Origin of the sequence: Klebsiella sp. 141240 (genome assembly GCF_050600805.1) — a bacterium.
Classification (GTDB): Bacteria; Pseudomonadota; Gammaproteobacteria; order Enterobacterales; family Enterobacteriaceae; genus Klebsiella; species Klebsiella aerogenes.
Genome location: NZ_JAQIRK010000004.1, coordinates 281,038 through 307,093, shown reverse-complemented (window position 1 = coordinate 307,093; position 26,056 = coordinate 281,038). Strand labels below are relative to the sequence as shown.

The following is a 26,056-nucleotide window of genomic DNA, read 5'->3' as shown; positions in this document are numbered from 1 at the left end:
CTTCTCGTTTTGTACCCCGACAATAACAATGATAGTGAGGAGTCGTAATGAGTGTGTTGATCGCCCTGGCCGCGCTGGCATTACTGATGCTGGCTGCGTATCGTGGATATAGCGTTATCCTGTTCGCCCCTATCGCCGCGCTTGGCGCGGTTCTGCTCACCGACCCGAGCGCGGTAGGCCCGACCTTTACCGGCCTGTTTATGGAAAAAATGGTCGGATTCGTGAAGCTCTATTTTCCGGTATTTCTGCTCGGCGCCGTCTTTGGCAAGCTGATTGAACTATCGGGCTTCTCGCGATCCATCGTCGCCGCCGCGATTCAAATTCTCGGGCGGCGACATGCGATCCCGGTGATCGTGCTGGTCTGCGCCCTGCTGACCTACGGCGGCGTTTCGCTGTTCGTGGTGGCTTTTGCGGTCTATCCCTTTGCCGCCGAACTGTTTCGCCAAAGCGGTATCCCGAAGCGGCTGATCCCGGCAACCGTCGCGCTGGGCGCGTTCTCATTCACCATGGATGCCCTGCCGGGCACCCCGCAGATTCAGAACATTATCCCCACCAGCTTTTTTGGCACCAACGCCTGGGCCGCGCCCTGGCTTGGGTTGATAGGTTCACTGTTTATCATCACCTTCGGTTTACTGTGGCTGGAACGACAGCGGCGTAAAGCGCTCGCGAATGGCGAGGGTTACGGTACCGATCTGCAAAACGAGCCGCAGACGCCGGACAACATCAATTTGCCGCATCCGCTGATTGCCATCGCCCCACTGCTGTTGGTCGGCATACTGAACCTGCTGTTTACCCGCTGGATCCCGCACTGGTACGGGACCAGCCACGAGCTGACGCTACCCGGGCTGGCTAAGCCCATCGTCACCGAAGTTGGCAAAATCACCGCCATCTGGGCCGTCGAGGCCGCGCTGCTCTCCGGCATCGTCGTGGTACTGGTGTTCGGTTTTCGTAATATTCGCGGTCGTCTGGCGGAAGGCAGCCGTACGGCGGTCGGTGGAGCAATACTCGCGGCGATGAACACCGCCTCGGAATATGGTTTCGGCGCGGTAATCGCCGCCCTGCCGGGTTTTCTGGTGTTGTCGAAAGCGCTGACCGCCATTCCCAATCCTCTGTTAAACGAGGCAATTAGCGTCACCGTACTGGCCGGGATCACCGGTTCTGCTTCTGGTGGGATGAGTATCGCGCTGGCAGCGATGTCCGATACTTTCGTCGCCGCCGCGCATGCCGCCAATATCCCGCTTGAGGTACTGCACCGCGTCGCGTCAATGGCCAGCGGCGGCATGGATACCCTGCCGCATAACGGCGCCGTCATCACGCTGCTGGCAATCACCGGCTTAAGCCATCGCCAGGCTTACGGCGGCATTTTCGCCATCACGCTCATCAAAAGCCTCGCGGTTCTGTTTGTCATTGCCGTGTTCTATTTAACCGGTATTGTCTGATGCCTGATTTAAGGAGTAACGAAATGAATTTGAACGGTAAAACGGCGCTGGTCACCGGCTCCACCAGCGGTATTGGTTTAGGCATTGCCAAAGTGCTGGCGCAGGCCGGCGCGCAGCTGGTGTTGAATGGTTTTGGCGACAGCACGAGCGCGCGAGCCGAGGTTGCCGCGCTGGGTAAAATTCCCGGCTATCACGATGCCGACCTGCGTGACGTCGGGCAAATTGAAGCGATGATGCGCTATGCCGAAAGCGAATTTGGCGGCGTCGATATTGTGATTAATAACGCCGGGATCCAGCATGTGGCGCCGGTGGAGCAGTTCGCGGTGGAAAAGTGGAACGATATTCTGGCGATAAATCTGTCCAGCGTCTTCCACACCAGCCGACTGGCGCTGCCGGGCATGCGCGAGCGCAACTGGGGGCGGATTATTAATATTGCCTCCGTGCATGGGTTAGTCGCCTCGAAAGAGAAATCCGCCTACGTTGCCGCCAAGCATGGGGTGATTGGCTTTAGCAAAACGCTGGCGTTGGAGACCGCGCGTACCGGTATAACCTGCAACGCGATTTGCCCCGGCTGGGTGCTGACGCCGCTGGTTCAGCAGCAGATCGATAAACGTATCGCTGAGGGGGCCGACCCGGAGCAGGCCAGAGCGCAGCTGCTGGCTGAAAAACAACCTTCCGGAGAATTCGTGACGCCTCAGCAACTGGGTGAAATGGCGCTATTTTTATGCAGCGACGCCGCCGCGCAGGTGCGCGGCGCGGCGTGGAATATGGATGGCGGCTGGGTGGCGCAGTAACGGGTAACCCAACGGAGAAAAGATCAGCGTATCTCCGTTGGGTCGCGCTATGCGCCCCGGGAATTAGAACATCTCTAAAAATCGCTTCACCGTACGCGAGCGCTCAAAACGGCGCCAGGCGATGGCAATATCGGTCTTGACCGGCGTCCCCTGTATCGATTGATAGCTGACGTTGGGCAGCGCGATGCAGGTCATCGACTGCGGCACCAGCGCGAAACCAAATCCGGCGTTAACCATACTCAGCGACGATGAAATCTGCGACGACTGCCTTGCGCGGTTCATATCGATACCGGCGCGCAGGCAGCTATTGAACACCAGCTCATACAAACCCGGCGCCACTTCGCGCGGGAAGAGGATCGGCGCGACGTCCCGCAACTGTTCCAGCGCCAGCGTCGGTTCCGCTGACAATGGATTATCGCGCGGGAGCGCAATGACCATTGGCTCTTCATCAATGATACGCAAGTTAAACGCCTTACTGCTTTCACACGGCAAACGGACAAAGGCGATATCGATCTCCGCCTCGCTCAGCGCCGCCATCAAATTCGCCATGTTGCCCTCCCGTTGATGGAGGACGACGCCTGGGTGATCGAGCTGAAAACGGTGCAGCAAGGTGAAGATTTGCGGATGGAAAGCATCAGAACTGGTAATGCCTAATGACAAGCTGCCGTTCATTCCGCGAGCAATGCCCTTGGCCTTTTCCAGCGCCGCATCGCTCAGCGCGAGGATTTGGCAGGCATCCTCATAAAAGGACTCCCCGGCTTCGGTCAGCTCCACCCCGCGGGTTAGCCGACGCAACAGCGGAGTACCAACCTCACGCTCAAGTCGCTGAATTTGCTGACTTAACGGTGGCTGTGAGATACCCAGTTCTTTCGCTGCCCGGGTGAAGTGCCGCGTCCGGGCGACGGCGACAAAATAGCGTAGATAACGAAGTTCCATATCGAAAACGTCTCAAACCAGCATGGTTTCTATATTGGAACTGTGAGCTGAATCGGGTCAACCTTTATTTAACCTTTCTTATATTTGTTGAACCGAGGAAGTGGCTCATGAATCATGCTTCAGATTGCACCTGCGAAGAGAGTCTGTGTGAAACGCTACGCGCGTTTTCCGCCCAGCATCCCGATAGCGTGCTATATCAAACTTCGCTGATGAGCGCCCTGCTCAGCGGCGTCTACGAAGGTACCACCACCATTGCGGACCTGCTGAAGCACGGCGATTTCGGCCTCGGCACCTTTAATGAACTCGACGGCGAGCTGATCGCGTTTAGCAGCCAGGTGTATCAACTACGTGCCGACGGCAGCGCGCGTAAAGCGCGGCCGGAACAGAAAACGCCGTTTGCGGTGATGACCTGGTTCCAGCCGCAGTACCGTAAAACCTTTGACCATCCGGTCAGCCGCCAGCAGCTGCATGAGGTTATTGACCAGCAAATTCCTTCCGACAATCTGTTCTGCGCGCTGCGAATCGATGGTCATTTCCGCCACGCCCATACCCGCACCGTGCCGCGTCAGACGCCGCCCTACCGGGCGATGACCGACGTGCTCGACGATCAGCCGGTTTTCCGCTTTAACCAGCGTGACGGCGTACTGGTCGGTTTTCGTACCCCGCAGCATATGCAGGGCATAAACGTCGCCGGCTATCACGAACACTTCATCACCGATGACCGCCAGGGCGGCGGCCACCTGCTGGACTACCAGCTCGACCATGGGGTATTGACCTTCGGCGAAATTCATAAGCTGATGATCGACCTTCCCGCCGACAGCGCGTTCCTGCAGGCCAATCTGCATCCCGATAATCTCGATGCCGCCATCCGTTCAGTAGAAAGTTAGGAGGTTCACATGGACAAACAGTATCCGCTGCGCCAGTGGGCGCACGGCGCCGATCTGGTCGTCAGCCAACTGGAAGCGCAAGGCGTACGCCAGGTCTTCGGGATCCCCGGCGCTAAAATCGATAAGGTTTTCGACTCGTTACTGGACTCCTCAATCCGCATTATTCCGGTGCGCCACGAGGCCAACGCCGCCTTTATGGCTGCCGCGGTCGGGCGCATTACCGGCAAAGCGGGCGTCGCGCTGGTGACCTCCGGACCCGGTTGTTCCAACTTGATAACCGGGATGGCCACCGCTAACAGTGAAGGCGATCCGGTGGTGGCGCTGGGCGGCGCGGTCAAACGCGCCGATAAAGCCAAACAGGTACACCAGAGTATGGATACGGTGGCGATGTTCAGCCCGGTCACCAAATACGCCGTAGAAGTGACCTCGCCGGATGCGCTGGCCGAGGTGGTTTCCAATGCCTTTCGCGCCGCCGAGCAGGGTCGCCCGGGCAGCGCCTTCGTCAGCCTGCCGCAGGATGTCGTCGATGGCCCGGCGACCGGCAAAGTGCTGCCCGCCAGCAGCGCGCCGCAGATGGGCGCCGCGCCTGACGAGGCAATCAATCAGGTTGCGAAGTTGATTACCCAGGCGAAGAATCCGGTGTTCCTGCTTGGATTAATGGCCAGCCAGACGGAAAACAGCGCCGCGCTGCATCGTTTGCTGGAAACCAGCCATATTCCGGTCACCAGCACCTATCAGGCCGCCGGAGCGGTCAATCAGGATAACTTCTCGCGCTTCGCCGGGCGCGTTGGGCTGTTTAACAATCAGGCCGGTGACCGCTTATTGCAACTGGCCGACCTGGTTATCTGCATCGGCTATAGCCCGGTGGAATACGAGCCGGCGATGTGGAACAGCGGCAACGCGACGCTGGTACACATCGACGTGCTGCCCGCCTATGAAGAGCGTAACTACACGCCGGATGTCGAGCTGGTGGGCGATATCGCCGGCACGCTGAACAAGCTGGCGCAAAATATCGATCATCGACTGGTGCTCTCGCCGCAGGCCGCTGAAATCCTCCACGACCGCCAGCATCAGCGCGAACTGCTCGATCGCCGCGGGGCGCAGTTGAATCAGTTTGCTCTGCACCCGCTGCGCATCGTCCGCGCCATGCAGGATATCGTGAATAGCGACGTCACGCTGACGGTCGATATGGGGAGCTTTCATATTTGGATCGCCCGCTATCTCTACAGCTTCCGAGCCCGTCAGGTGATGATCTCCAACGGTCAGCAGACCATGGGCGTCGCCCTACCGTGGGCCATCGGGGCCTGGCTGGTCAATCCGCAGCGCAAAGTGGTCTCGGTCTCCGGCGATGGCGGTTTTCTGCAATCCAGTATGGAGCTGGAAACGGCGGTCCGCCTGAAAGCCAACATCCTGCATCTTATCTGGGTCGATAACGGCTACAACATGGTCGCTATCCAGGAAGAGAAAAAATATCAACGCTTGTCCGGCGTCGAGTTCGGACCAATGGATTTTAAAGCCTATGCCGAATCCTTCGGCGCGAAAGGGTTTGCGGTGGAAAGCGCTGATGCGCTGGAGCCAACGCTACGCGCGGCGATGGATGTCGACGGCCCGGCGGTGGTCGCCATCCCCGTAGATTACCGCGATAACCCGCTGCTGATGGGCCAGCTACATCTGAGTCAGATTCTTTAAGTCATCACAAAAGGAAATGGAAATGAAAAAAGTCGCACTTGTCACCGGCGCCGGTCAGGGCATTGGTAAAGCTATCGCGTTACGCCTCGTGAAGGACGGTTTTGCCGTGGCGATCGCCGATTACAATGACGTTACGGCAAAAGCCGTGGCGGATGAAATCAATCAGCACGGTGGGCGAGCAATCGCGGTCAAAGTCGATGTTTCCGACCGCGAGCAGGTGTTTGCCGCCGTCGAACAGGCGCGGAAAACGCTGGGCGGATTCAACGTCATCGTCAACAACGCCGGGGTTGCGCCATCAACGCCTATCGAATCCATTACGCCGGAGATTGTCGACAAGGTCTACAACATCAACGTTAAAGGGGTGATCTGGGGGATTCAGGCGGCAGTCGATGCCTTTAAAAAAGAGGGTCACGGCGGCAAAATCATCAACGCCTGTTCCCAGGCCGGTCACGTCGGCAACCCGGAACTGGCGGTCTACAGCTCGAGCAAATTCGCCGTACGCGGTTTAACGCAAACCGCCGCCCGCGACCTGGCGCCGCTGGGTATTACCGTTAACGGCTACTGCCCGGGGATTGTGAAAACGCCGATGTGGGCCGAGATCGATCGTCAGGTCTCCGAAGCGGCCGGTAAACCTCTGGGCTATGGCACCGCCGAATTCGCCAAACGCATCACCCTCGGCCGCCTGTCGGAACCAGAAGATGTCGCCGCCTGCGTCTCTTACCTTGCCAGCCCGGATTCCGATTATATGACCGGTCAATCGCTGCTGATCGATGGCGGCATGGTGTTCAATTAATAAAAAATAAGCTCTGACATGGTTTGCCCCTGCCTGTTCGCAGGGGCTTTTTTTCGTCTGTTACGGCGTTATTTTGCCGGGTGGCGGCTACGCCTTACCCGGCCTACCGTTCGCGCGGTCACTGCCATTTGTAGCCCCGGTAAGCGACAGCGCGACCGGGGAGCAGTGCAGAAAAAGCAAATATTTACCGCGCCTGCTGCTGCGCCTGCGCCAGCTGGCGGGCAATCGCCTCACGGCGGGCATCGCCCTCCGGCAACAACATCAGCAGTTGCTGTAGCGCCGCTACCGCCTGCGGATAGTCTTCATTGCGGACCGCGCTGAGCGCCAGCATCTCCAGCACCGGCAGGTTTTTCGGCTGCCGCTGATGCAGCTCGCGCAGCAACAGCTCGCCCATCCGCATCTGCGCGTTATCACCCGCCCGCACCAGCGCGCTGGCATAATCAAAGCCTGCCGCCGGGTCAGCCGGGGCCAGCTTATATGCCCGTCCAAAAGCGCCGATCGCCGTCTCGCCATCGTTTAGCAGCAGGCCGAGCCGCCCAAGCAGTTGCCAGCCGGCGAGATCGTCAGGGCTAGCCTGCAGATGGCTGCGCAGCCCAAGCCTCAGTTGAGCCAACTCATCCATCCGCAGCGGCGCAGCGGTCGGATCCTTCGCCTGCGCCAGCAGCGCGGGATAATGACGCTCGCTTTGTCGCCACAGCAGCACCTGACCCACATCGCTGGTTTTCAGATAGAGCCCGCCGCTGACGAAGACCAATAACAGCGCCCCCGGTAGCAGCAACCAGCGGCTAAGCGGCCGAACACGCGTCGGTTCCTGCGGCGAAATATCTGCCAACAACGTACGTTGCAGCTCGACGATCATCTCCTCATTACCGTCAGTACGCTCCTGCTCAAGTTCGCGCAGTCGGGACTGGTACAGCGAGCGGTTAATGTCATTGCGATCCGCTGCTGTTTTCTGTTGCCGCGACCGGCGGTAACGCGGATCGAGCATGCAACAGAGTCCACCCAGCGCCATCAGTACGCCGCCGTACCAGATCCAGCGCACGAACGGTTTATAGTACAGACGCACCGCCCAGCTGCCATCATCCAGTTCTTCACCCAGCGCGGCGTAAAGATCGCGGGTAAACCCGCCGCTGATGGCCGCTTCGGTCATCATCATCCGGCTGGCGGTGTAAAAGCGTTTTTCGGCATACAGCGTGGCTTCCGGGCGACCGTTCCGGCTGACGGCAATCACCCCCTCGCCGCCGCTCCAGTTCGGCCCGACGATATTACGCACGCCCTTGAAGACGAAGTGATAACGATGAATATCGAGGCTGTCGCCAGCCCGCATGCGGACATCGCGCTCGATGCTGTAGTTCTGGCTGAAGGTGATGCCAATGACGGTTACCGCCACGCCAACATGGCCGAGCACCATGCCCCACTGGCTACGCGTTAAGGTACGCAGGCCGCGCCAGAAGCCGTGGCGATGCGTGGCCCGTTCATGGACTTCAATCAGCGCGAAGATAAGCACCCACAGCGCCATCATCAGGCCGATAACCGCCATCGCGGTGATGCGGTCCTGAAGAAGCCATGGTAAGACCAGAGAAAGTGACAACGTCACAGGAAGCGATATCGCCAATCGTTTAAGCTGTTTACCTGGCTCATCGCGGCGCCAACGAATCAGCGGCCCTAGCCCCAGCAGCAGTGCAAACGGCGCCATCAGCGCGGTGAACATGGTATTGAAGAACGGTTCGCCGATCGATATCGTCCCCAGCCCCAACGCTTTATGCACCAACGGCAGCAGCGTGCCTAACAGCACCACCAGCATCGCAGCCATCAGCAGAATATTGTTGCCAAGCAGGAACGACTCGCGCGACCACAGCGTATGTTCCACTCGCGCCCGCACTCGCCCGCCTTTCACCGCATACAGCAGCAGAGAGCCGCCAATCGCGAGGGTCAACAAAGCCAGTATAAACATCCCGCGCGCCGGATCGGAGGCAAAGGAGTGCACCGATACCAGCACGCCAGATCGCACAAGGAAAGTCCCCAACAGGCACAGCGAAAACGCAGCCAGCGCCAGCAGCACGGTCCAGGCGCGGAAGCTGCCGCGCTTTTCGGTCACCGCCAGCGAATGCAGCAACGCGGTGCCGACCAGCCACGGCATAAACGAGGCGTTTTCCACCGGGTCCCAGAACCACCAGCCGCCCCAGCCCAGTTCGTAATAGGCCCACGCCGAGCCCAGCACGATCCCAAGTGTCAGGAACATCCACGCCGCCTGCGTCCACGGGCGCGACCACCGCGCCCACGCGGTATCCAGCCGTCCCGCCAGCAGTGACGCAATCGCGAAGGCGAAGGCCACCGAGAAGCCAACGTAGCCCATGTAGAGGATCGGTGGATGAAAAATCATCCCGATATCCTGCAGCATAGGATTGAGATCGCGGCCATCTACGGGATACAGCGGCAGGCTGCGGCTGAACGGATTGGAGGTGAACAGGATAAATAGCAGGAAACCGAAGGCGATCATCCCCATCACCGCCAGCACCCGCGCTACCGCATCGGGCGGCATCTGACGACTGAAGAGCGCGACGGCGAACGTCCACACGCTGAGCAGCAGCACCCACAGCAGCAAAGAGCCTTCGTGCGCTCCCCAGGTAGCCGCCACCCGGTACCACACCGGCAGCGCGCTGTTGGAGTTTTCCGCCACGTAGCGGATGGTGAAGTCATTGATTACAAAGGCATGCACCAGCAGCGCAAACGCGCCGATGATGCAGATAAACAGCGCACAGGCCAGCGGCCGGGCTAATGCCATCAGCCATCGTTCCTGACGCGCCGCGCCCCATAGCGGAAAGATACTTAGCAGCAGCGCCAGCCCCGCCGCCAGACACAGCAGATAGTTGCCCAGTTCCGGCATCATGGCTGTGTCCCCTGTTGTTCAGGTGTCATCACGTTTTTTACCTCAGGCGGGGCGAATCCAGTGCCCCGCCCCGGCCCAGTTACTCTGCAGCAGTCGGCAGTTTCGAGACGTCGGCGTTACCTAACGCCTTTTCATCGCGAATCATCGACTTATCTTTTCGTACTTTCGCCACATCGCTGGCGCTCACCGGCGGCGCGTTGTTGCCCCAACTGGTGCGGATGAAGTTGACCACATCCGCAACCTGTTGATCGTCAAGACGCCAGCCGAATGACGGCATAGTCAGGTTCGAGACCGCATCCTTCACCGCCGGCGTGGTGTTGCCGGTCAGAATGATGTGAATCAGCGAGGTCGCATCTTCGGTTTGTACCACCGGGTTGCCTTTCAACGACGGGAACGCGCGTTTATAACCGACGCCGTCGGTACGGTGGCAGGCAGCGCAGTTATCGACGTACAGCGCCGCGCCGGTTTTGCTGTCATCGCCTTTCCACAGATCTTTCGCCACGCTATCTTCCACCGGAGCTGGCGTCTGTTTACCGCCGCGCGGCGGTAGCGACTTCAGATAGCGGGCAATAGCGGTGATATCGTCATTCGAGAGATACTGCAGGCTGTGCTCAACCACGTCGCTCATGCCGCCGAAGACCACGGATTTATCATTGCGCCCGGTTTTAAGGAACTCGGCCAGTTCAGCTTCGCTCCAGCTTCCCAGCCCGTCGCGATTTTCACCGCGCAGGCTGGATGCCACCCAACCGTCAATCGGCGCATTGCTACCCGCCAGGTAGTTATCGCCTTCGCTTTCGCTAAGCGCTTTTTCCTGCATCGTCAGGCTACGCGGGGTGTGGCAGGCGCCGCAGTGGCCAAGGCCTTCCACCAGGTAACGGCCGCGCTCCAGTACCGGGTCCACCTGCGGATTGGCGACAAAGTCGCTCGGCGTCGGGGCGAAGATGCCGCGCCAGAACGCCAGCGGCCAGCGCATCGACAGCGGCCACGGAATGTCCGTGTCTTTGTTGGCGACGTTAACCGGCTCCACGCCGTGCATAAAGTAGGCGTACATGGCGCGCATATCCGCTTCATTGATACGGGCGAAGGAAGGATATGGCATTGCCGGATAGAGCGTTGAGCCGTCTTTACGCACGCCTTTACGCACCGCATCGTCAAACTCTTCAAAGGTATAACCGCCAATACCATGCGCTTTGTCCGGCGTGATGTTAGTGGAATAAATGGTGCCGATCGGCGTTTCCATCGGCAGACCACCGGCAAAAGGTTTGCCCTCTTTACCGTTGGTGTGGCAGGCCACGCAGTCGCCGGCGCGCGCCAGATATTCGCCCTGCTTAATCAGATTGCTGTCCGCAGGCGCCTCTTCGGCGAACGCCGCGCAGCTTAACGCACCGAGAACCAGTGCCGATAACCATTGCATTTTCATGATTTGCTTTCCCTTATGCCTGCACCAATGGACCCGGATTTCTCAGGTACTGTTCGCGGATAGCCTTCGCCGACCAGTAGGCCAGCGCGGCAACGGTCCCCGTCGGGTTGTAGCCCAGCCCCTGTGGGAAAGCGGAAGCGCCGATGACGAAGACGTTATGCACGTCCCAGCTCTGCAGATAACGGTTCACCGCGCTGGTTTTCGGATCTTCGCCCATCACCGCGCCGCCGTTCATATGGGTGGTCTGGTAGCTGGTGGTGTCAAAGTGGCTATTGGCGTTTTTCGGGCTGCCGAGCATATATTTCGGCTTCATCGCTTTGGCGATCGGCGCCATCTTATCGAACATAAACTGCGCCATCTTGATGTCGTTTTCCTGCCAGTCGAAGGTCATGCGCAGCAGCGGCTGACCAAAGACGTTTTTGTAGTTCGGATCGAGATCGAGATAGTTCTGGCGATAGGACTGATGCGCGCCGTGGGCATCCATCGACAGGTGGTGGGTGTAGGTGTCGGCCACCGCCGATTTCCATTTACTGCCCCACGCCGGGGTACCCGGAGGCACCGGCACGCCGGAGATCGGTTTAGTCCCCGCCTGGTTGACCCAGAACGGCGAACCGCCGACGAAGCCCGCCGCGCCGTGATCGAAGTTATCGGCGTTGAAGTCATCGACGCCGACGCCGTTGCCGCCCGCGCCGATGAACGGGTTGGTGAAGGTATCTTTATCGAAAATAGCCTTGATAGTGGTCATGTTCTGATAGGCGAAGTTACGCCCGACCACCCCTTCGCCCGTCTCAGGATTGTACGGTTTACCGATCCCGGAAAGCAGCATCAGATGCACGTTATGGAACTGGAAGGCGCCGATAATCACCAGATCCGCCGGCTGTTCCATTTCACGGCCCTGACCGTCGACATAGGTCACACCGGTGGCGCGGGATTTATCGTCGGTCAGATTGACCTTCAGCACGTTGGCGTTGGTACGCAGTTCAAAGCGTTTTTCCTGGCGCAGCGCCGGCAGAATGTTCACGTTCGGCGAGGCTTTCGAATACATGTAGCAGGCGTAGCCGCTGCAGAAACCGCAGAAGTTACACGGCCCCATCTGCGCGCCATACGGGTTGGTATAGGAGTCGGAGGTGTTTGCGGAAGGCAGGTTATAGGGATGATAGCCCACTTCCAGCGCCGCTTTTTCAAACAGCTGCGCCGACCAGGTATTTTTCTGCGCCGGCAGCGGGAAATCGTCCGAGCGATCCGGCGCGAAGGCGTTACCGCCGCGGCCTTTACCGACAACCTTCCCTTTAACCGACCAGGCGGTACCGGAGGTGCCAAAGACTTTTTCCGCTTTATCGAAGAACGGTTCCAGTTCGTCGTAGGTGACGCCGAAATCCTGGATGATCATATCCTGGGGAATGAAGTTTTTGCCGTAACGCTCTTCATAATGGCTGCGCATACGCAGTTCGATCGGATCGACGCGGAAATGCACGCCGGACCAGTGCAGACCCGCGCCGCCAACGCCGGTCCCCGGCAGGAAGGCGGCCAGTTGGCGATAGGGTACCGCCTGCTGGCTGGTGTTGTGACGAATCGTCACCGTGCTTTTAGAGAGATCCTGGAACAGCTTGCGGCGGATGTTATAGGTCAGCTCATCGATAACCTGCGGATAAGCGCCGTCCGGCCAGGTATCGCGCATCGGGCCGCGCTCCAGCGCGACGACGTTGAGCCCCGCTTCCGTCAGCTCTTTGGCCATGATCGCGCCAACCCAGCCGAAGCCAACGATCGCTACATCGGTTTTTTTCAATACGGTCGCCATGATTACGCCCTCTCCCCATTAATTGATACCGGCGGGAAGGGATAGCGTTCGCCTCGTTCAACCCAGTCCATAAAGTCGGCGCGCGCGCCGGGAAAATTAATCAGCGTCCAGCCGACCATGCCTTTATTGCCGCCATGGATAGGGTCGCTGAAGAAGCCTTCGCGGGTGTTTTGCAACAGATAGGAGAAAAACAGCGAGGCCGGCAGCTGTTTGAACTGCGCCTTGCCGGATTCCCACAAACCGAGCGCCTCATCCTGCTGTTCGCCGCTCAGTTCAGCAAAGCTCTTGTGATACTGGTTTTGACACCACTCTTCGGCATCGGCGATACCGAGGTTATAAATCTGTTTTGGTACCAGCGGCAGCTGGTAGCCCATCTCTTTCGGCACGTCGGGATTAAATGGCCCCTGCATATACCAGATGGAACCGGTGGCATAAGGGGTGTTGAGCTGGCGGTCGATAAACTCCGGCACACCGGCCTCTTTGGCGCCTGGACCGAGTTCATCGGCTGGGATTAAGCGAGCGACGGCGGCGTTGATAAACAGCCACTCACGATCGTTGAAGAATTGCGGCTTCCAGTCGCTGGATGCGGCGTTGCCACCGGCAGAGGGTGCGGAAGCCGCCTGCGCCGTGGCGCTCGTCGCCACGCCAATGGCGCCCACGCTACCGCCGCCGATGACGACCGTTGGAATCAAGGCCATTGATTTTACTAAAAAATCACGCCTCGAATTGTTGGTTTTCTCGCTCGACATAATCACATTCCTGTCAATTAAATTACTGTTTTGACGCTTACAAGCCCAGCAAATCTCGCTCTGGTACCGATACCATTCAGCGATTACGCAACAGCCCCTCTGGCTCTGGCCAATAAGACGTACAATAAATCGCCAATAGCGATAAGATTTATAGGGTTATCGTTTGGATATTAGACGATTCTCAACGCAACGCGGGAAAATGGCGCAAATATTCACCGGGTTGTCACGATAAGATCGGGCATTTAATAACCTGAGTGCGGTAAGTCATGCGGAAATTACGCGCCTTTGGTTTTACCAAAGCGCCAATAAAGGGTGATATGTATCACATTTGTTATTTTTTGTTTATGGTACATGGCAGATTAAGCACCTGTAAATACTCGCTTAATGAATAATTAAACAATTCGAGCTGTTAAATTAGTTAATCACCGTTGTTAATTAAACCAAAGCTGGTTCGCTTATCAATTTAACGACACGGTGATGTCGTACAGATATTCCCAACCACAAGGAGAATTTATGTTCGATCATGTCAAATTTGGCGTCAGTGATTATGCCGCGAGCAAGGCATTCTTTTTACAGGCGCTGGCGCCGCTCGGCGTGACGCTGGCAGGCGAAGGCGAGCCAGCTTACGGCGCGGAGTTAGCCGGGGCGAACGACGCCTCTTTATGCCTCTATCAAAGCGAAGATAAACCCGCGCCGCTGCATATCGCCTTTTGCGCCGACAGCCGCGAGCAGGTTGATGCCTTCTGGCACGCGGCGCTGGCCGCCGGAGGCAAGGATAACGGCTCGCCGGGATTACGGCCTAATTACCACGCCAATTACTACGCCGCCTTTGTCATTGCGCCAGATGGACACAATATCGAAGCGGTGTGTCATCTGGCGCCCTAAGCAAAGTTTATCGCTGCGGGAAAATCCACACATCATCCGCGGGCAGCGTCAGATGACAATGTTCGGCATCACGCAGGGCCGTGCCGTAGGCGCGGATAGCAAAGTCATCGCCCTCGGTACGGAACAGATATTCCCACCGATCGCCGAGGTACATGCTGGTCAGCAGCGGAAGTTCCAGGCTATTGTCCTGCGGCGAGCAGTCAAGGCGCAGCCGTTCGACGCGGATCACCGCCGTCGCCGGCTGACCGACGCTGACCCCCTCGCCCGCGCGCCCCCATAGCGCCCAACTGGCGCCTTCAACTCGCGCGCGTCCGTCCTCCAGCGCCGTCACCTTACCGTGCAGGCGGTTATTGCTGCCCATAAACTCGGCGGCGAACAGGGTGGCTGGGTTACCGTACATCTCCTGCGGCGTCCCCTGCTGTTCAATCACGCCGTTGTTAAGCAGCAAAATGCGATCGGAGATCGCCATCGCTTCATTCTGATCGTGGGTGACCATCAGCGCCGACAGGCCCAGCTTGATAATGAGCTCGCGCAGGAATACCCGCGCCTCTTCACGCAGCTTGGCGTCGAGGTTGGATAGCGGCTCATCCAGCAGAATAACCGGCGGGTTATAGACCAGCGCCCGTCCTATCGCCACACGCTGCTGCTGGCCGCCGGAAAGCTGATGCGGGTGCCGGTTGCCCAGATGTCCCAGACCTAACTGATCAAGTACGCTCTGCACCCGCTGTTTAATCTCGCCGCTGGCCACTTTACGCAGTTTCAGCGGATAGGCCACGTTGTCGAATACCGTTTTATGCGGCCACAGGGCGTAGGACTGGAACACCAGCCCGAGATTACGCTCTTCCGCCGGGATTTCGCTACGCGGACTACCGTCATAAACCACGCTATTGCCGATGGTGATCCGCCCGGCGGTCGGTTTCTCCAGCCCGGCGACCGCACGTAGCAGCGTGGTTTTCCCGCTACCTGAAGGGCCAAGCAGCGACACCACTTCCCCGCGTTTGAGCTCCATCGACACCCCTTTCAGCACCGGGTTGTCGCCATAGGTCAGATGCAAATTGTCTACCGATAACTCAATCATGTAATTTCACTCCAAAGCGCAGGGCGATACCCAGACCGACTACCACCAGCAGAATATTGATAAACGATAGCGCCGCGACGATATCAATGGCGCCCGCCGCCCACAACGAGACCAGCATCGACCCGATCGTTTCGGTGCCTGGCGACAACAAATAAACGCCGGTTGAATACTCGCGTTCAAAGATCAGGAACATCAGCAGCCAGGAACCAATTAGCCCGTAGCGCGCCAGCGGAATGGTGACGTGGCGGGTGATTTGTCCGCGAGAAGCGCCGGTACTGCGCGCGGCCTCCTCCAGCTCCGGCGCCACCTGCAGCAGCGTTGATGAGATAAGGCGCAGGCCGTAGGCCATCCACACCACCGTATAGGCCAACCAGACGCTGAAAATGGTGTTGCGCAGCGCGCGCAGTTGCACGATAAGGTGTTCGCGCAGCCAGTCGGCGACCGGCAGCGCCGAGAGCCAGCCATTTTTCAATGACTGATCGAGCCACATCGGCACAAACAGAAACACCCACAGAAACGCCAAACCGGCCAACAGGCCCGGCACCGCACGAGGTACCAGCACGCTGTAGTCGAGAAAGCGCGTGACGTTATCCGGTTTACGGTGCATGGCGATACCGACAAACAGATAGCACACCACCGCCAGCGCGCCGCCGATAATCCCGATCGCCATCGAGTTGACGATCGCCCGCAGCAGATTCGGCTGCTGCCAGATGTTGCGGAAAGTCGCCAGCGACAGCTCATCCCATAGCGAAACGCCAACGCCCCAATTGGAAATAAAGGCCCGTAGCGCCACACCCAGCAGCGGGACGCCAATAGTCACCGTCAGCCACGCCACCACGACCGCGCCCGCGACCCAACGCCATTTCCCCAGCGGCAAGGCGCGCGACTGCGACGCTTTACCTTTCATGGTCACGAAGCGGTTGGCGGTACGCATCAACCGGCGCTGCAACATGACCAGCGGAATGGTAATGCAGATTAACACCACCGCGACCGCCGCCATCAGATGGTAAGAGGGCGTTCCCAGTTTATTGGTCAACTTATAGAGATAGGTCGCCAGCACCATGTTGCCTTCCGGATCGCCGAGCACCAGCATCAGGCCGAAGACCTCCAGGCCGAGGAAGAACAGCAGCACGCAGGCGTAAAGAATGGATGGCCGTACCATCGGCAGGCTCACCGAGGTCATCACCTGCAGCGGCGTGGCGCCGACGGTACGCGCCGCCTCTTCCACATCCGAACCGACGCTACGTAGCGCCGAGGAGATATAAAGATAGGCATGCGGGACGTGCGTTAAACCGGCTATTACCACGATGCTGAACATCGAGTAGATATTCCAGGGCACAAAACCCAGCCACGCCTGCGCCCACTGCGACAGGAAACCGACCGGCCCGGCGGCCACCACATAACCAAAGCCCAACACCATCGGCGAGACGAAAATCGGCACCAGGATCAGCGGCTCAATAAAACGCCTACCGGGTAAATCGGTACGTACCATTAAAAAGGCCAGAATGCCGCCCAGCGGAATCGCGATAATGACAAGACCAAAAGCGAGGATAAATCCAGAGCGTAAGGCCAGGTAAAAATCCGGGTCGGTAAAAATAAAACCGAAGGCTTCGAGGCTCCACTCTTTAGAGCGGGCAAAAAATGGTGCGGAAAGAAAACTTTGGGCCACAATAAATAATAGCGGAACGTAAATTACCAGTGCCGCTATCAATACCACTATGCCACGCGGTAGCCCTTGCCACTTTCTGCGTAAAATGTTCATCTTTAATTCCCCTGGCAAAGTGCAGAGATAAATTATCAAGAAGAGATAATGAGTATTTATTTACTGAATACTGATACGATCATTCCCCCGGATACGTTCCAGGGGAAGTTTCATAGGTAATTGCTTTATTTCGCAGCAGCGGCACGCCATTGCTTAATAAATTCCAGACGCTGTTTGGGTTGCAGATATTGCAGCAGGCTTTCATCCACCGGAATCGGCTTCAGCGCATTGCCCAGTAATTTGGTCATCCCGTCGATATCATTTTTACCTTCAATGTCGTTGCGAATTGACGGGATATCGCCCTGAGAGGCAAGAATCGTTTGCCCTTTTTCCGACAGTACGTAGTCGAACCACAGTTTCGCCGCATTTGGGTGTCCTGCTTCCGCAGTAATAAATGAGACGCGGGACAGCACCAGCACGTAGTCTTTCGGATAGGCAATGCCTAATGACGGGTCGGTTTTAGCGCGCGCTTCGGCATAGGATCCCAGGATGTTATAGCCGATCAGGTTTTCACCGGAGGAGACGCGCTCCATCATGGTGCCGGTAGAAGATTGCACCGTCAGGCCGCCTTTGGCGATATTCGCCAGGTCGGCGAAGTAGTTGGCGTCAGCTTTGCTATCCTGCACCGCCAGCATAAAACCAAGCCCCGATTTCTCGATATCGTAGGTGGTGACTTTGCCTTTAAATTTATCAGCCTGCCCGGCGATAAGTTTGGCCAATGCGGTATGTGAATCCGGCACTTCATTTTGTGGGATCAGCCGTTTGTTATAGATAAAGACCACCGGCTCATAGGTTGTGCCGTAGGCTTTTTGCTGCCAGACCGCCCATTTCGGCAGCTTGCCAACTTCCGGCGAGGCATACTCTTGCGCATAATCGGTGGCTAATTTCAGCGCCGTGTCCATGGAAGAGCTCCACACCACGTCGCCGCTCCCGCCGCCGGCGGCTTGTTCACTAATATAACGGTTGTACAGCTCGGTGCTGTTCATATCGTTATATTCAACTTTAATCCCAGGATATTGCGCTTCAAAGCCTTTAATTAACGGCCCTGCCGCTTTGGTGTCCGTTGTGGAATAAACCACGACTTTGCCCTCTTTCACCCCGGCATCAACGACTTTTTGATAATCTGCCGGGTAGCCCTGCGGCACCTCCGCCAGCGCGGAGTACGAGAAGACTGTCGTCAGTGAAACCACTAAACCACCGATTTTCTTATACATAAAATCAACCCTTAAGCATCAATAATTAAACACAAATTTAACATATAGTGCTACAACACCCTCTGCAACGCTGCGGGTGGGGTTTTTATGGCTTTTGTGACAATGGTGTAGTTTAAAAAGTAGTGTTTATGGAGTTTATTCAGCGAATAGAGAAAACAGCGAGCGAGGTCACAGATTAATGCTGCAGCGTCATGGAGCGATTAGCGCTATGGTCAAAGCCTTTATTTGCATTTCTTCAGGACCATTCGAATAAAGAAAAACAGGAGCAGTGTCATTACGAGGATGGAGTAATAAATGTACCTTTTACATATTCACCTAATATTACATTCAAAACCATTTTGCCGGGCGGTTTCGTCAAAATGAACCATGCCAATAATCTCCCTATTCAGTGAGAGATATTTATCGCCTTGATCTTCTGCGCCTTGCGGCGCAGCATGGAACGGCAAACGCAACAAAACAACAACATACATCGAGGAGACTATCCGTGCCTACAGGACATCGCTTTCGCCCCACGGAGCTACACCACTTCGTCACCACCCTGTTCACGCAGCTGGGCAGTACGCCAACCGAAGCCGCGCTGGTCGCAGACCACCTGATCGCCGCCAACCTTGCCGGACACGATTCCCACGGCGTCGGCATGATCCCGAGTTACGTAAAATCCCATAGCGAAGGGTTTCTGCAACTTAACCGTCACGCCAGCGTGATGAAAGACGCCGGCGCCGTCGTCACCCTCGACGGCAACGCCGGTTTCGGCCAGGTCGTTGCCCATGAAGCCATGCAGTTGGGGATTGAAAAAGCCAAACAGCACGGCCTGGCCGCCGTGGCGCTGCGCAATGCTCACCATATCGGGCGCATCGGTTACTGGGCGGAACAGTGCGCCGCGCAGGGGTTAATATCCATTCATTTCGTCAACGTCGTCGGCGACCCGATGGTGGCGCCATTTCGCGGCAAAGATAGCCGCTTCGGCACTAACCCGCTCTGCGTGGTCTTCCCGCGTGAAGGCCACCCGCCGCTGCTGCTCGATTACGCCACCAGCGCCATCGCTTTTGGCAAAACCCGCGTCGCATGGCATAAAGGCGAAGCGGTGCCTGCCGGCTCATTGATTGATTCTCGCGGCGAACCAACCACCGATCCGGCGGTGATGCAGACCTCACCGCTTGGCGCCCTGCTCACCTTTGCCCAACACAAAGGTTATGCCCTGGCGACGCTGTGCGAGGTGCTCGGCGGCGCGGTCTCGGGCGGGCAAACGACCCATCAGGATAGCCTGCAGGGCTGCCTCGACGCTATCTTCAACTGCATGACTACCATTATTCTCAGCCCGGAAGCCTTCGATGCGCCGCAGATGCAGCGCGAAACCGAGGCCTTTATCGACTGGTGTAAACGGTCGCCGCACGATGCCGATACGCCTATTCTGGCGCCGGGTGAGTGGGAAGCGGCCAATCGTCAGCAGCGGCTGGCAAACGGTATTCCGCTCGATGCCAGTAGCTGGCAGGCGATCTGCGCCGCCGCGCGGCAGGCCGGGATGTCGCAGGAGACGTTGAACCAATTGCAGCAGAAGATGGAAGTCAACGCTTAACCTCAGCCCCCGCGGGGCGATCGTCAGCCACGGCGTCCCGCGTCATCGTCACTTGTGACGACGTCAGTGATTTTCCCGCGTCTTCATCACCTTCATCCCGCGTCATCAGCGCTATTTTCACTTTGGCACGCATTATGCAATCGAAGTGCATCGCACGACGTTCGACGTCGCGCGTTTGCTGACGGTAGCCTGCCGGGCCCGGCGCGCTATCGCCCTATCTTCACTGTTAACAGGTCTGTTACTGATGAATAAAATTACCAGCGTGTGCCCCTATTGCGGGGCGGGTTGTAAACTCAAATTGGTTGTCGAAAATGATAAAATCATTCGCGCCGAGGCCGCTGACGGCGTCACCAATCAAAACCAGCTATGCCTGAAAGGCTACTACGGCTGGGATTTCCTCAACGACACGCAGCTTCTCACGCCTCGCCTCAAGCAGCCGATGATTCGTTATCAGAAAGGCGGCCCGTTCACCCCGGTCAGCTGGGAAGAAGCAATTCGCTACACCGCCGCTAAGCTCCGCGAGATCAAGGCCAAATATGGCCCGCGCGCCATTATGACTACCGGATCGTCCCGCGGCACCGGTAATGAAACCAATTACGTGATGCAGAAATTCGCCCGTGCGGTACTCAATACCAATAACGTCGACTGCTGCGCCCGCGTTTGCCACGGGCCGTCGGTCGCCGGGCTGCAGGCTTCTCTCGGCAATGGCGCGATGAGCAACTCGATAAGCGATATTGAGAACTCAAAATGTCTGCTGGTCTTTGGCTATAACTGCGCCGATTCTCACCCTATCGTGGCGAGACGGGTACTGAGAGCCCGCGACAACGGCGCGAAAATCATCGTCTGCGATCCGCGGCGCATTGAAACCGCCCGCATCGCCGACCAGCATCTGCAACTCAACAATGGCAGCAATATGGCGCTGGTCAACGCCTTCGCCTATGTCCTGCTGGAAGAAGATCTCTACAATCACGATTACGTTGAGCGTTATACCGAAGGGCTGGAGGCCTACCGCGAGGCGGTGAAAGACTACTCTCCCGAAGCTGTGGAAGCGCTGGTCGGCGTCCCCGCGCTGGCCATCCGGCGGGCGATGCGCACCTTCGCCGCCGCCCCTTCCGCCACCATTATGTGGGGAATGGGCGTAACCCAGTTCGGCCAGGCGGTTGATGTCGTCCGCGGTCTCGCCAGCCTCGCGCTGCTGACCGGCAACCTCGGACGGGCCAACGTCGGCGTCGGCCCGGTGCGCGGACAAAATAACGTCCAGGGCGCCTGCGACATGGGGGTGCTACCCAACCAGTTCCCGGGCTATCAGGACGTCACCGACGCCGCGGTGCGCGCCAAATTCGCCAATGCCTGGGGCATCGATCCGACGCTAATGGATACGCAAATCGGCACCCGTATCACTGAAGTCCCGCATAAAGCGCTGGCGGGAGAAATCAAAGCCTACTACATCATGGGCGAGGATCCGCTGCAAACCGAGGCCGATCTGGGTCTGGTACGCAAAGGGATGGAAGCGCTGGATTTTGTGGTGGTGCAGGATATCTTTATGACTAAAACGGCGGAAGTGGCTGACGTACTGCTGCCGGCGACATCCTGGGGCGAGCACGGCGGCGTCTTTACCTGCGCCGACCGCGGCTTCCAGCGTTTTGAACAGGCTATTCCGCCCACAGGTAACGTGAAACGCGATTGGGAAATTATCAGCCTACTGGCCAGCGAGATGGGCTATCCAATGCATTACACCAGTAACCAGCAAATCTGGGATGAAATGCGCGAACTCTGCCCGCTGTTCTACGGCGTAACCTGGGAGAAAATGGGCGATATGGGCCACGTGCAGTGGCCGTGCCCGACGCTCGATCACCCCGGCACGCCGTGGTTATATCAGGATAATCACTTTGATACTCCATCGGGCAAAGGGCAACTGTTCGCCGCGCCGTGGCGCGCGCCGGCGGAAACGCCGGACGATGATTTCCCGCTGGTGCTCTGCACGGTGCGCGAAGTCGGCCATTACTCCTGCCGTTCAATGACCGGCAACTGCGCGGCGCTGCAGTCGCTGGCGGACGAACCGGGCCGGATCCAAATGCACCCTGCTGATGCCGAGCGGGCGGGTATCGCCGATCGTCAGCTGGTATGGGTGAGTTCGCGGCGCGGCAAAGTGATGACCCGCGCCGATCTCAGCGAGCGGATCAACCCCGGCGCGGTGTACATGACCTACCAGTGGTGGGTCGGCGCCTGTAATGAGCTGACCCAGGATAATCTGGATCCTATCTCGAAAACGCCGGAAACCAAGTACTGCGCGGTGAAGGTAGAGGCTATTGCCGACCAGGACTGGGCGGAACGGTACGCCTGGACGACCTATAGCCTGATGAAGGCGCGGTTAAAGGCGGCGGCAAACGCCTGAGGGTAAATTCAGGGAGAAGCTTAGCTTCTCCCTGGAATCTGACGTTGTCTGGATTGACATCAAAATAGGCCTTCTTTGGCATGACGGACGCTGTCAGGTGTTTTCCCAGTCCACCCCTGGAATGCGCGATAAAAGGAATTGGGATCTTCGAATCCCAGGAGGAAAGCGATTTCTGCGCCGGACATCGTGGTATTTGCCAGGTAGTGTCGGGCAAGCCTCTCCCGCACCATATTGACCAGGGCGCGAAAGTTTTCCCCCTCTTCCTCGAGACGACGTTGAAGCGTACGCTTGCTCAAGCCCAGTCGTTCCGCGGCCTTCTCAATGGTAGCCGCGTTACCAGGCAACAGCTCCAGTAAGACAGCACGCACGCGTTCCACCGTTGACGCCGTCGAATCGAGTTCACTGAGCCGACGGCGAAGATCGGGTTCGAACGCGTGAAACATGCTTTCGTTGACCGTCAGGAATGGACGCAAAGCATCCACAGCGGCGAAAGCGATTGCTGGATACTCTCCTTTTTGCACAGGTACGCCGAAGAAATTCTCGTAACGCCGGAGATAATGACTGGATGGAAGTTGCGGCAGGATAACGCGATACGCCTTAATGTGCTCACGGGTAGCCAGTCTGGCTAGTCGCACAAAAAACGCAATCTCGGCCACTTGCAGCGAGTAAGGTACCTCGGTTTGTATCGACAACCAGCGAGGCGTCACGACCAGTTCGCCTGCGTCACCCGTATTGACTTCCAGGCTCATGGGCGCCACAAGTTGCTTGTATTTGGCGAGGCGATGCATAGCCTGTACCAGATTCGCGCTGCACAGGGCAGCGAAGAGTGGTGGGTTGAAAGAATCAGCCGAGAGAGTCTCGACGAGGCGTAAGGGAAACATGGCATCACTTGCCTCAGCCTCTAAAGCGCGCCAGAAACGAAAATAGTCTTCGCCAGAAAGCCCCTGTCTTGTACGGGAGAGTAAATCGTCTGGAAGGCCGGCCCGACGTAATACATGGCCAGGCTGAACACCTAAGTCCTTCAGTATTGCCAGCCAGCCAATATCCATGGGAAAAGTTTTGTTTTGCACCTTCAGCACTCCGTCACTATTGCTCATTCAACCGACGCTCAGAGTATAGAGCAGTCGTGCGCTTAACCCCATTCAAACCGCGCCACAATGACTGCACGTTGCGCCAACCTGTAACATCCGCGACTCACTCCCTGTGCTGGCATCTCTCGCATTAAAATTGGCGCGGATTGCCAGAGCGTTGTCGCGGCTTGCTTCCTATAGTGAGTGTAAACATCACACCAGCCAGGACACGTTCCACCGTCCTGACGGTCCAATCTGAACAATAGAGAAATCTCAATGAATGCTACCGAAGCTATCGACCAACTGGATCCCCAAAAATGGACTACAACATCTCCCGCAGAACGTTTGCATCTGCTGGAGGAAATCCGTGCAAACCTGAAGAAGTACGGTGATGACCTCGCCTTCGCCGACAGCAAGATGAAGAATGGCATCCTCGGTGCGCCTCTTTTTTCATACCCAATGTCAAAGGTTGCTACCGTCGTTCCTATGGCGAGTACCGTCTCGGCAGCCATCATCCTTTATGAATCCATTCTCGACGGCAAGATGCCACAGCCGCTGAGCGTGGAAAAAGTGAGTGAGGATCTCTACGACATTTATGTCTTTCCGCAGGAGCGGAAGGACAAGTTGATGTACGCGGATCAGAAGAGTCGCATCCGTGTGAAAGGCACGCCGAAACAAATCAATCCGATGGAAAAGCCCTCGGGTATTATTGCCGTGCTGGGTGCCGGTAACTACAGCTCAGCGCTCGAGGTGTTGAAAGCAATCTTCTTCGAGAACTGTGCGGTCGTACACAAACCGCATCACCTGAACGAAGAAACCGACAGGATTTGGGCGAAGATCATGCAGCCGCTGATTGATCGGCGCGTTCTGAGCTTCTGCGATGCCGATCGGGGACAAGACCTGACAGTAGACCCCCGCCTCTCCCGGATTTACTTTACAGGTGGAACCGCAACGGCCGAGGCTATTATGTCAGCCACAGAGACGCCGCTTATCTCCGAATGCGGCGGCAATAACCCATGCATCATCGTGCCGGGCGACCGGCCATGGACAAAGAAGGAAATTGAGCATCAGGCAGTGCAGATAGCCACCATGGCAAAGTTCAATGGTGGCGCGAACTGCGGTCGTCCCCAGACTCTGGTGACAAGCAAGCACTGGCCGCAGCGCATGGAATTCCTCGACGCGCTGCGGGTCGCTATCTCGGAGACTACTCCGGCCATGGGTATGTACTACCCCGGTGCCGACAAGGTCGTGGATGGTTTTCGCCAGGCCTATCCCGATGCGGAAGTACTGAGCCCCGAGGGCGGCAAGTATCCGCATTCCGATGTCATATTACTAACAGGCGTTGAGCCCTGTGGCTACGCCACTTCGCATGAAGCGTTCAGCCTGGTGCTCGCTGAGGTGCCGCTTGACCTGCCAGCCAATGCAGCGCACTTTCTCCCCGGCGCCGTCAAGTTCGCCAACACCCAGCTCCTGGGCACGCTCGCCAGCGCGATACTTATCGATGAGGACACCAGAAAGGCCCATCAGAAATTACTCGAGCAGGCGGTGTCTGACCTGGAATATGGTGCGGTCGCCATCAACAGCATGCCGTCCTTCATTTTTCTCAACCCCTATCTTACCTGGGGTGGAAATGAGGCAGGCAAGACGTTCGTTTCTGGTCGCGGCAACTTTGGCAACCTACTCAATTACGAGAACGTTGAGAAATCAATCATGGAGGCAAAGTTTATGTCACCAGGGCACATGCTCTACACCAACAAGCGAGCGTTCGACAATATGGCTGGAAACATGGCGAATTTCGCAGTCGAGCCTACCTGGATGAACCTGACCTGTCTGATGGGGGACGCCATCCGCGATAGCTTCCGTAAAAAAGATTTTTGAGTCAGTACAACACATCGGCCTGAAAGGCCTTATCCAACTGCCCCTTACTCGACTGTGTTGTAGCGAGTCTGCTTCATAGCCGGGGCAGTGACTACGACCTTGAGGACATGCATAGGGTGAGCTCCACAACAATAAATCGGAACTCATCGCGGCTTTCCATACGCTCAAACGGCTTGTACGCCAGTTTGAGCGCTATCAGGCCAGCGCCGGTCGTGGCATTCTGCACCTGAAAGTGAGGCTAGCAACGATAGACATGGCGACATCATCACTATTGTGAATTTAATTACACCATAGTAAATTACGTGGATTCTTTTTGTAGGTAATTACCCAAAATCATGTCCACTTTAAGGCAGAAAAGATGATAAAAATCAGAATGTCACGACCTTGTGAAGCGGAAGACATCATCCAAATTTGGAAAAGTTCTGTAGATGCTACGCACGATTTTCTGACAGCTCACGACCGGCAAGAGATCGAAAAAGAGGTGGTCGGCTTTTTTTCAGAAACCCCTGTATGGGTAGCGACAAATGATGAAGACCTTCCGCTCGGATTTATGTTTTTACATGATGGCCATCTGGAGGCGCTGTTCGTAGATGCCTCTGCTCGCGGGCTTGGCGTCGGAAAACAGTTGATATCCCATGCCCTTGCTCTTCATCCTGATTTAAGCGTCGACGTCAATGAACAAAACCAACAGGCCGTCGGGTTTTATCAACATATCGGCTTTCAGGTTTCAGGGCGCTCCGGGCAGGATAGTCAGGGAAGACCTTATCCCCTGCTGCACCTGCGTAAAGGGAATGGCGTCTAAC

At 57.2% G+C, this 26,056-nt stretch carries 20 protein-coding genes and 1 pseudogene; 10 read left to right on the top strand and 11 right to left on the bottom strand.

Annotated features, from left to right (window positions below; genetic code table 11):
* Positions 1–47: 47 nt before the first annotated feature.
* Both PGQ95_RS10005 and PGQ95_RS10000 read left to right on the top strand, forming a co-directional pair.
* The gene (locus PGQ95_RS10005; protein ID WP_087857864.1) at positions 48–1,439 is read left to right on the top strand and encodes a GntP family permease; all 1,392 of its coding nucleotides are present in this window, start codon (positions 48–50) and stop codon (positions 1,437–1,439) included.
* Positions 1,440–1,462: 23 nt separating this feature from the next.
* Positions 1,463–2,233, top strand: a complete 771-nt coding sequence (locus PGQ95_RS10000) for a 3-hydroxybutyrate dehydrogenase (RefSeq protein WP_032707870.1) — start codon at positions 1,463–1,465, stop codon at positions 2,231–2,233.
* A 63-nt stretch (positions 2,234–2,296) separates the two neighbouring features.
* Here PGQ95_RS10000 and PGQ95_RS09995 read toward each other — a convergent pair whose 3' ends face one another.
* Positions 2,297–3,169, bottom strand: coding sequence for a LysR family transcriptional regulator (locus tag PGQ95_RS09995; RefSeq protein ID WP_048228686.1), 873 nt, complete (start codon positions 3,167–3,169; stop codon positions 2,297–2,299).
* Positions 3,170–3,276: 107 nt separating this feature from the next.
* Between PGQ95_RS09995 and budA the strand changes: the two genes are divergently transcribed.
* The 3 genes from budA to PGQ95_RS09980 are packed head-to-tail and all read left to right on the top strand — an operon-like array spanning position 3,277 to position 6,538.
* Entirely contained in the window at positions 3,277–4,056 is a 780-nt protein-coding gene (budA, locus tag PGQ95_RS09990; RefSeq protein WP_015705188.1) for an acetolactate decarboxylase, read from the top strand.
* Between the two features lie 9 nt (positions 4,057–4,065).
* Positions 4,066–5,745 carry an acetolactate synthase AlsS gene (gene alsS, locus PGQ95_RS09985; RefSeq protein ID WP_411326061.1) on the top strand — a complete coding sequence of 560 codons (1,680 nt, stop codon included), beginning with the start codon at positions 4,066–4,068 and terminating at the stop codon, positions 5,743–5,745.
* Positions 5,746–5,767: 22 nt separating this feature from the next.
* On the top strand, positions 5,768–6,538 hold the full coding sequence (locus PGQ95_RS09980) for a (S)-acetoin forming diacetyl reductase (RefSeq protein WP_087857867.1): 771 nt from the start codon (positions 5,768–5,770) through the stop codon (positions 6,536–6,538).
* Between the two features lie 184 nt (positions 6,539–6,722).
* Here the strand turns inward: PGQ95_RS09980 and PGQ95_RS09975 are convergent, their stop codons facing one another.
* The 5 genes and pseudogenes from PGQ95_RS09975 to PGQ95_RS09955 form a co-directional block, all read right to left on the bottom strand.
* The gene (locus PGQ95_RS09975; protein ID WP_430918054.1) at positions 6,723–7,241 is read right to left on the bottom strand and encodes a tetratricopeptide repeat protein; all 519 of its coding nucleotides are present in this window, start codon (positions 7,239–7,241) and stop codon (positions 6,723–6,725) included.
* Positions 7,242–7,268: 27 nt separating this feature from the next.
* Positions 7,269–9,428: pseudogene (ccmI, locus tag PGQ95_RS09970) on the bottom strand (c-type cytochrome biogenesis protein CcmI); the annotation flags it as partial.
* 79 nt (positions 9,429–9,507) lie between these two features.
* Complete coding sequence (locus PGQ95_RS09965) at positions 9,508–10,851, bottom strand: c-type cytochrome (RefSeq protein ID WP_162184090.1); 1,344 nt, start codon at positions 10,849–10,851, stop codon at positions 9,508–9,510.
* Between the two features lie 10 nt (positions 10,852–10,861).
* Complete coding sequence (locus PGQ95_RS09960; protein WP_015366945.1) at positions 10,862–12,646, bottom strand: GMC family oxidoreductase; 1,785 nt, start codon at positions 12,644–12,646, stop codon at positions 10,862–10,864.
* Positions 12,647–12,648: 2 nt separating this feature from the next.
* Entirely contained in the window at positions 12,649–13,398 is a 750-nt protein-coding gene (locus PGQ95_RS09955; protein WP_183269031.1) for a gluconate 2-dehydrogenase subunit 3 family protein, read from the bottom strand.
* A 510-nt stretch (positions 13,399–13,908) separates the two neighbouring features.
* Here PGQ95_RS09955 and PGQ95_RS09950 point away from each other — a divergent pair.
* Positions 13,909–14,280 (top strand): VOC family protein, encoded by a 372-nt coding sequence (locus tag PGQ95_RS09950; protein WP_430915233.1) that lies wholly within the window; start codon positions 13,909–13,911, stop codon positions 14,278–14,280.
* Positions 14,281–14,287: 7 nt separating this feature from the next.
* On the opposite strand, the gene PGQ95_RS09945 is transcribed toward PGQ95_RS09950, so the two are convergent.
* From PGQ95_RS09945 to PGQ95_RS09930, 4 genes are all read right to left on the bottom strand, one after another.
* On the bottom strand, positions 14,288–15,358 hold the full coding sequence (locus PGQ95_RS09945) for an ABC transporter ATP-binding protein (RefSeq protein WP_430917915.1): 1,071 nt from the start codon (positions 15,356–15,358) through the stop codon (positions 14,288–14,290).
* A complete protein-coding gene (locus tag PGQ95_RS09940) occupies positions 15,351–17,120 on the bottom strand; it encodes an ABC transporter permease (protein WP_087857872.1) in 1,770 nt (589 codons plus the stop codon). The genes PGQ95_RS09945 and PGQ95_RS09940 overlap by 8 nt, the downstream gene beginning before the upstream one ends.
* A 125-nt stretch (positions 17,121–17,245) precedes the next feature.
* Complete coding sequence (locus tag PGQ95_RS09935; protein WP_047066592.1) at positions 17,246–18,334, bottom strand: ABC transporter substrate-binding protein; 1,089 nt, start codon at positions 18,332–18,334, stop codon at positions 17,246–17,248.
* A gap of 311 nt (positions 18,335–18,645) precedes the next feature.
* Positions 18,646–18,804, bottom strand: a complete 159-nt coding sequence (locus PGQ95_RS09930) for a hypothetical protein (protein WP_155953463.1) — start codon at positions 18,802–18,804, stop codon at positions 18,646–18,648.
* Positions 18,805–18,818: 14 nt separating this feature from the next.
* Between PGQ95_RS09930 and PGQ95_RS09925 the strand changes: the two genes are divergently transcribed.
* Both PGQ95_RS09925 and fdhF read left to right on the top strand, forming a co-directional pair.
* On the top strand, positions 18,819–19,910 hold the full coding sequence (locus PGQ95_RS09925; protein ID WP_430917913.1) for a malate/lactate/ureidoglycolate dehydrogenase: 1,092 nt from the start codon (positions 18,819–18,821) through the stop codon (positions 19,908–19,910).
* 244 nt (positions 19,911–20,154) lie between these two features.
* On the top strand, positions 20,155–22,305 hold the full coding sequence (gene fdhF / locus PGQ95_RS09920) for a formate dehydrogenase subunit alpha (RefSeq protein ID WP_430917911.1): 2,151 nt from the start codon (positions 20,155–20,157) through the stop codon (positions 22,303–22,305).
* Positions 22,306–22,364: 59 nt separating this feature from the next.
* Here fdhF and PGQ95_RS09915 read toward each other — a convergent pair whose 3' ends face one another.
* Entirely contained in the window at positions 22,365–23,375 is a 1,011-nt protein-coding gene (locus tag PGQ95_RS09915; RefSeq protein WP_430917909.1) for an AraC family transcriptional regulator ligand-binding domain-containing protein, read from the bottom strand.
* Between the two features lie 276 nt (positions 23,376–23,651).
* Between PGQ95_RS09915 and PGQ95_RS09910 the strand changes: the two genes are divergently transcribed.
* Both PGQ95_RS09910 and PGQ95_RS09905 read left to right on the top strand, forming a co-directional pair.
* On the top strand, positions 23,652–25,253 hold the full coding sequence (locus PGQ95_RS09910; RefSeq protein WP_430917907.1) for an aldehyde dehydrogenase family protein: 1,602 nt from the start codon (positions 23,652–23,654) through the stop codon (positions 25,251–25,253).
* Between the two features lie 358 nt (positions 25,254–25,611).
* Complete coding sequence (locus tag PGQ95_RS09905) at positions 25,612–26,055, top strand: acetyltransferase (protein WP_430917904.1); 444 nt, start codon at positions 25,612–25,614, stop codon at positions 26,053–26,055.
* Position 26,056: the final 1 nt, after the last annotated feature.